The sequence below is a fragment of the Bacillus sp. C30 genome (assembly GCF_040838255.1).
Lineage (GTDB): Bacteria > Bacillota > Bacilli > Bacillales > Bacillaceae_G > Bacillus_A > Bacillus_A mycoides.
In genome coordinates this window covers 1-6,714 of record NZ_JBFPJH010000180.1, presented here as the reverse complement: position 1 = coordinate 6,714, position 6,714 = coordinate 1, and the positions used below count along the sequence as shown (strand labels likewise).

Here is a 6,714-nt window from a genome sequence, read left to right as displayed (position 1 = left end):
GTAAGAATAGAACGCTACGAAAACAACATACATGAATTCCATATAATATGGAAATATTAAAAGGAAAATTGTTCTAATTTGGAGGTTTTCAAAATGACAGATGACACATTTCCGCAGTTACCATCATCCTATTGGATTGAATCTACTCAATTTCCTACTTTTCCTCATTTATCCGAAAATATAAAGACAGAAGTTGCTGTTATCGGAGCTGGTATTACAGGCATTACCACCGCCTATTTACTCGCTAAAGAAGGAATGAAAGTCGTTTTAATTGATTCTGGTTCTGTTTTAAATGGAACAACTGGGCATACAACCGCAAAAGTAACAGCTCAACATGATCTTATTTATGATGAATTAATAAACAATTTTGGTGTTGAAAAAGCCAGGCTTTACTACGAATCAAATAGTAAAGCTCTACAATTCATAAACAAGACTGTACAAACATATAAAATCGACTGTAATTTCACAAATGAAGATTCGTATTTATATACAACTACCAATAATGGCCTGCGAAATTTAACGAAAGAATATGAAGCCTATCAAAAATTAAATATTCCTTGTGACTATGTTCAATCCCTGTCGATTCCTATTCCCGTACAATCTGCACTTGTGATGAAAAATCAAGCGCAATTCCATCCCCTCCTTTATTTAAAAACACTTTTAGAAAAGTTTGTGGAAATGGGTGGAAAAGTTTATGAGCAAACAACAGCTATTGATGTGGAAAAAGGAGATTATCCACAAGTTATTACAAAGGGTGACCATCGCATCACTTGTAAATATATTGTCTCTTGTTCACATTTTCCTTTTTATGATGCTAATAGCTTTTTCTTTACGCGAATGTACGCAGAACGCTCCTATGCCCTCGCAATAAAAGCAAAAACGGATTATCCAGGGGGCATGTATTTAAGTATCGATGATCCAAAACGCTCCATACGTTATACGACAAGCAATGGAGAAAAGTTGATATTGATTGGCGGAGAGAGCCATAAAACAGGCCAAGGAATTAATACGATGCTTCATTATGATGCACTATATTCCTTTGCTGAATCTACTTTTGGAGTAGATGAAATTCCTTATAGATGGTCAGCGCAAGATTTAATCACGCTAGATAAACTCCCTTATATCGGACATATTAACGAAAGGAATCCAAATATATTTGTGGCAACTGGATATCGTAAATGGGGAATGACGACTGGAACTGCAGCAGCTCATTTACTGAAGGACTCCATTCTAAAAGTCCACAGCCCATATAAAGAACTGTTTGCACCATCACGCTTTCATGCAAATCCGGATATAAAAACTTTCCTCTCTCAGAACATTGATGTTGCTAAACACTTAATTGAAGGAAAAATTGAAACCGCATTACGTAAGCCAGAAAATCTTGAAGTTGGCGAAGGTTCTGTTGTACATGTCAACGGTAAACGAGCAGGTGCTTATAAAGATAAAGAAGGAAAATTACATATCGTCGATACAACTTGCACACACCTCGGCTGTGAAGTTGAATGGAATAGCGGTGATTGTACTTGGGATTGCCCTTGTCACGGTTCCCGTTTTTCAATTGATGGGGATGTTATGGAAGGTCCAGCAGATCAACCATTAAAGCGAGTTGATAACGAATAAAAAAACAAAGAAGTTCAACGGGAATCCTGTTGAACTTTTTTATTTTTCATGACACCTTTTCATATAAATTTCGACATGCGCAGGAAAATATTAACATTAAATAAAATAATATATTCATCTACAAATAAAAGGAGTGAATACTATGCAACCTTCTGCTCCACCTCATCTAGAATCTACAGAAACTATCTTTTCAAGTTCTATTACAAAACTTGTTGTTTTTATTTGTTGGCTAGCCATTCTAGCTGACGGATATGATTTAGGTATTTACGGCGCCGTTCTGCCAAAGCTCCTAGAAGACAAAAGCTGGGCACTATCACCAGCCCACGCTGGAACAATTGCCAGCTATGCTTTATTTGGGATGTTTATTGGTGCTATTCTAGTTGGAACCATTACAGATCTAATTGGACGAAAATGGACACTTATATGCTGTTTAGCCCTTTTTTCTATCACAATGGGCTTAGCTGCAATTGCTCCTTCTCCTGAATTATTTGGGTTATCTCGATTTATCGGAGGAATCGGATTAGGCGGTGTTATCCCAACGGCTTCAGCACTTACTGTTGAATATTCACCAAAAAAACGGCAATCTTTTATTTATGCTCTTATGTTTACCGGCTATCCTTTAGGTATCGTGTTAGGCGCTATTTTATCCATGTTTATGCTAGAAGATTTCGGATGGAGAATTATGTTTGGCATCGGAATGATTCCGCTACTCCTCATTCCTTTCATTATTCGTTATTTACCTGAGTCCATTCAATTTTTATTATCGCGAAATCGACAAGAAGAAGTGAATAAAATTCTTAATCGCTTTCAAATTGAATTCCATGTAAAAGATGAAATTCCTGAAACACCATCTAATATACAAAAGAAAAATGGATTTCTTACATTATTCTCAAAAGATTACATAAAAGCAACACTACTTTTTTGGCTCACTTATATAATGGGAATGTTTTTAATATACGGTTTAAATACTTGGCTACCACAGATGATGCGCCAGGCAGGATACCCTCTTGGATCTAGTTTATCATTTCTACTTATACTAAATATTACTGCAGCTATCGGTGCATTATTTGCTGGGGCGATTGCCGATCGTATAGGAGCAAAAATTGTTATTAGTATCTCCTATCTTATGGCAGCCATATGTATTGGACTATTAACAATTAAACCATCTGTTACAATCATTTATCTTTTAATTGGTCTTGCTGGAATTGGATCAGTCGGTATTACTCAAATATTAAATGCTTATGTAACACAATACTTCCCATCACATATACGAGCTACCTCCTTAGGCTGGGGACTTGGACTTGGCCGAGTTGGTGCGATTGCTGGCCCTATTCTTGTCGGTATTATTATGACAATGCAATATGACTTGGCGTGGAATTTTTACTTATTCTCCTTTGCAGGTCTTATCGCAGCTATATCTGTTTTCTTTATTCCTACAAAATAAAGTGAAACTTTAATCAGCCCTCACCAATCGGGCGTTTACGGGCAGTTGACCTCCCACCTAACTTCTTCGCTCCAGCCGAATCTTGAGGTGGGAGTCTTACTGCCCGTTAATGCGGGATAAAAAAGAGCACAAACTCACTTGTGCTCTTTTTCATATACTTCAAACAACATATCTCGAAATAATGTATTCAAACTCTCAATATCAATCCCTAATCCCTTTTCAATCCCTTTCACGTATTGCTGATAATAATCAATTTGTTCTTCTAAAAATTGATTTAACGCCTGAACTTTCAATCCAACATCTAATTCCGTACCCGCTTTTTTCTTTACTAACAACTTCTCAATCTCATTCAATACACTACGTTCTATAGATAGTTCTATAAGTAATCGGTCAAATTCTACTGGAGGTAATGTCCCTTTCTCTTCTAGCCACTGACAAGCTAAAATAGGACGTAATACATAAAAGTACTTTTTCAACTTTACATTTTCACCTTGCAAAAATTCACGATAATTTTTCGAAGCCATATGTAAGTAATGACATATCGTTGCTTTTGGATCAAAATTCTTTTCACTCTTTTGCTGAAGCTGCTCTGGAAAGTTAGAGTTTTTCGAATAAAAAATTGGTGATCGAATCCACTCAAGTAAAGCTGGATTTGACTTCGCGAATAGTTGCAATGCCTTTTTAATATCCCAACCACTTATGTCTAAATCATCACTAATTGGATATTCGATTACATCACGCTTATCATGGATTGATAAATACCATTCTACAGGGTGTATATAAACAAACCTAACATCATAATCACTATCTTTCGATGGAAACCCCCACGCCCGACTCCCTGATTCCACAGCGAATAAAATTTTCACACCATTCTCTTTTTCAATTCGCTCTAGTTCTAATTCAATTTTCTCTCTCATTTCATACCATCTCCATTTTTTGATTATTTCCCTGGGAATTCGACAAATATACGACTAATTTTACTATATACCAAAACAGCTGTCAGACAATTTCTGACAGCTCAATAAAGCACTTATTTTTTCTTTTCAATTACAGTAGCAGTAATTCGTTCAAACTCTTTTTGAATTTCCTCTTTATATGCATCCACTTTTGAAAAATCCATAGCAGCAATATAAATTCGTTCTAATTTATCACGAACTGATTTTGCTTTTGCTAAGAAAGACATTGCCTCATTCATTTTTGCTTTATATTGAATGGAAACGTCACGAATTTCTGTAGCATACTTCTCATCCGTCCCTGGTTTAACAATAAGAGTATACATATCTATAATCTCATCACCTTCGCGACTTGGAAAATATTCATGTGGTGCGGTACTATCAAAAATTGCAAATCCTAATTCTCTTACGATAACCATATCAAGACTATTCGGGTCAAACCCGCAATGATATACTTCAACGTCAAAACCTTTTTCTTCTGCTGCCTTCGATAACTTTTTAAGCATTGTTGATTTTCCAGAACCCGGGCGTCCTTTTATAAAATAACGATGTGGTAATCCTTCTGTTAAATTAGGAACAAAATCAACTGCTCCTTTCGGTGTAGCAGCTCCTAAAAAACGATGTTTCACAATCGATTGTTCTCCCTTTTTATCTGCAAATAATTTCTGAATTAGCTGTTCTGTTAGTTCATTTGCTTTATTAAAATCAATGTTATTAATATATATTTTCTCCCACTCATCATGTATAACTAACGCCTCTTTAAAACATCCGTAAGCAGATTTGAAAGCCTTGCCCGCTTCTAATACAAACCGTTCAATTTCTAACTTCTGCTTTCTTAATTTATCTGAGTCCCAAGCAACTCCTAAATTTATATACTCTTCAATAACTCCTGGCATTTTCGGCTCAATAACATGCGGTGATGTTCCATCAACAATTCCTACTTTTAATTTCGGAATAATCACCCCATCAACTGACTTATTATCAGAAGAACAATGCAAAAGTTCAATATCATATCCTTTTTCAACCCATTCACGACCTATTGCCTTAATTAAAGAAGATTTTCCCGTTCCTGGGCCTCCCTTTAAAATAAACAACCTGTCTAGCCCCTTCAAATTCTCTTCGTATAAGCTGTGAAATCCTCTAGCTGTATTTCCACCGGCATAATAATTTAATACATTCCCTGTCACTGCACTCACTCCTTCGCAACAGTCTACTTACATAAGCTACAATATGCGAGCAACTTTATTTGGGTGAACACCTAATTTGTATTGCGCGAAAAAAGGAAATGAATTACAATTTAAATATCACGAATATTCCGAATTTAAAATCGAATAAACCTTTATCAAGAGAGGCAGAGGGACCGGTCCTTTGAAGCCCAGCAACCTCAGTTTATGCAAACTGAATAGGTGCTAATTCCTGCAAAATGCATTGCATTTTGGAAGATAAAACTCAACTAGTATGTAAAGCTCATCTTTCTTGATTATGAAGGATGGGCTTTTTATTATTTGAAAAAAATATATTGGAGGTATGTAAAATGAAAGTAATTGATCTATCACAAACGTTTGAAAATAATATGTCTCAATTTCCTGGAACACCAAAAATCCAACTAGAAGCCATTACAAGCGTTGAAGAAACAGGTTATCAAGTTACGAATTTTCATTCTGTCGTTCATGTTGGTACGCATTGTGATGCGCCTGCTCATTTCATTTCAGGCGCAACCACTATTGATCAATTACCCCTAAATCAATTTGTAGGCGAAGCTGTTCTTATCGATGTGACTCATGTTCAAGAGCGAAAATTACCTAAGGAAGTATTACATACTGTCGACATAAAAGAAGGCGATATTGTCATTTTCCATTCCAATCTATCTAATAAATGGAATACCGAAGCTTATGAGAAAGAAGCGTTTTATCTTTCCGAAGAATTAGCTGAAGAACTAGTTCAATTAAAAGTAAAATCTGTCGGTTTAGATTTTATTTCTCCTGATGAGGTAACGACAGAAACATCACCGATTCATCACATACTGTTAGGAAATAATATTTACTTAATTGAAAACTTAACAAACTTAGATGCCATTAAAGCGAAACGATTCTTTTTCTCAGCAGCACCTTTAAAAATTAAAAATAGTGACGGTGCTTTCGCAAGGGCATTCGCTGTTATTTTTTAAACATGGTCTACAAAAAAAGCAAAGATCACTTTTGACCTTTGCTTTTATATTTTTTATTTAAGTTAAAAAAGAATTGCTCCACCCTTGGTCGTATCCAAGCTAAATAATCTTTATCTTTCTTCTTTGTACAAGCTATCTCTTCTCCATCTACCATTTCGACAAGTTCTAGCTCTAACAGTTGCCTCGTAAATGCTACCATATTTACTTCTTCTGCTGGATATTCTTCTTTTAATTTCTCCTCAATTTCTCCCAATAAAAAACCGTCACGCATCATTGCTAGTGCATCAATCCAAAGTGGCGGCATTTCATATGTCTCTCCTGTAATCGTATCTTTTACAATATAGTTCTTTTGCTCTTTTCGAAATTGAATCGTGTGTAAACATACAGTCGAATTTAATGTTAATTCCATCATACCACCCCTTTCATCATATCCGCATAGAAAAAAGGATGCGCGTGCACCCCTTCTTTTCTTTTCATAACACTACTGAACCGTTACATGAGCTAAAAGCTCTATGTCGATATTTTCCTCC

6 protein-coding genes and 1 riboswitch are annotated in these 6,714 nt (G+C 35.7%); of the genes, 3 read left to right on the top strand and 3 right to left on the bottom strand.

The window, feature by feature from the left end; all coding sequences use genetic code 11:
* Positions 1-93: 93 nt before the first annotated feature.
* The gene (locus tag AB3X49_RS15555) at positions 94-1,620 is read left to right on the top strand and encodes an FAD-dependent oxidoreductase (protein WP_367963170.1); all 1,527 of its coding nucleotides are present in this window, start codon (positions 94-96) and stop codon (positions 1,618-1,620) included.
* A gap of 142 nt (positions 1,621-1,762) precedes the next feature.
* Positions 1,763-3,064 carry an MFS transporter gene (locus tag AB3X49_RS15550; RefSeq protein WP_002016702.1) on the top strand — a complete coding sequence of 434 codons (1,302 nt, stop codon included), beginning with the start codon at positions 1,763-1,765 and terminating at the stop codon, positions 3,062-3,064.
* A gap of 134 nt (positions 3,065-3,198) precedes the next feature.
* Here the strand turns inward: AB3X49_RS15550 and AB3X49_RS15545 are convergent, their stop codons facing one another.
* Together AB3X49_RS15545 and AB3X49_RS15540 are read right to left on the bottom strand one after the other, a co-directional pair.
* Positions 3,199-3,981, bottom strand: coding sequence for a nucleotidyltransferase domain-containing protein (locus tag AB3X49_RS15545; RefSeq protein WP_367963168.1), 783 nt, complete (start codon positions 3,979-3,981; stop codon positions 3,199-3,201).
* Between the two features lie 113 nt (positions 3,982-4,094).
* Positions 4,095-5,204, bottom strand: a complete 1,110-nt coding sequence (locus AB3X49_RS15540) for a PRK06851 family protein (RefSeq protein WP_002186823.1) — start codon at positions 5,202-5,204, stop codon at positions 4,095-4,097.
* A gap of 149 nt (positions 5,205-5,353) precedes the next feature.
* Positions 5,354-5,466: riboswitch (SAM riboswitch) on the top strand.
* Positions 5,467-5,551: 85 nt separating this feature from the next.
* On the opposite strand from AB3X49_RS15540, the gene AB3X49_RS15535 reads away from it, so the two are divergent.
* A complete protein-coding gene (locus AB3X49_RS15535) occupies positions 5,552-6,184 on the top strand; it encodes a cyclase family protein (RefSeq protein ID WP_002091277.1) in 633 nt (210 codons plus the stop codon).
* A gap of 25 nt (positions 6,185-6,209) precedes the next feature.
* Here AB3X49_RS15535 and AB3X49_RS15530 read toward each other — a convergent pair whose 3' ends face one another.
* On the bottom strand, positions 6,210-6,593 hold the full coding sequence (locus AB3X49_RS15530) for a hypothetical protein (RefSeq protein ID WP_033708170.1): 384 nt from the start codon (positions 6,591-6,593) through the stop codon (positions 6,210-6,212).
* Positions 6,594-6,714 lie beyond the last annotated feature (121 nt).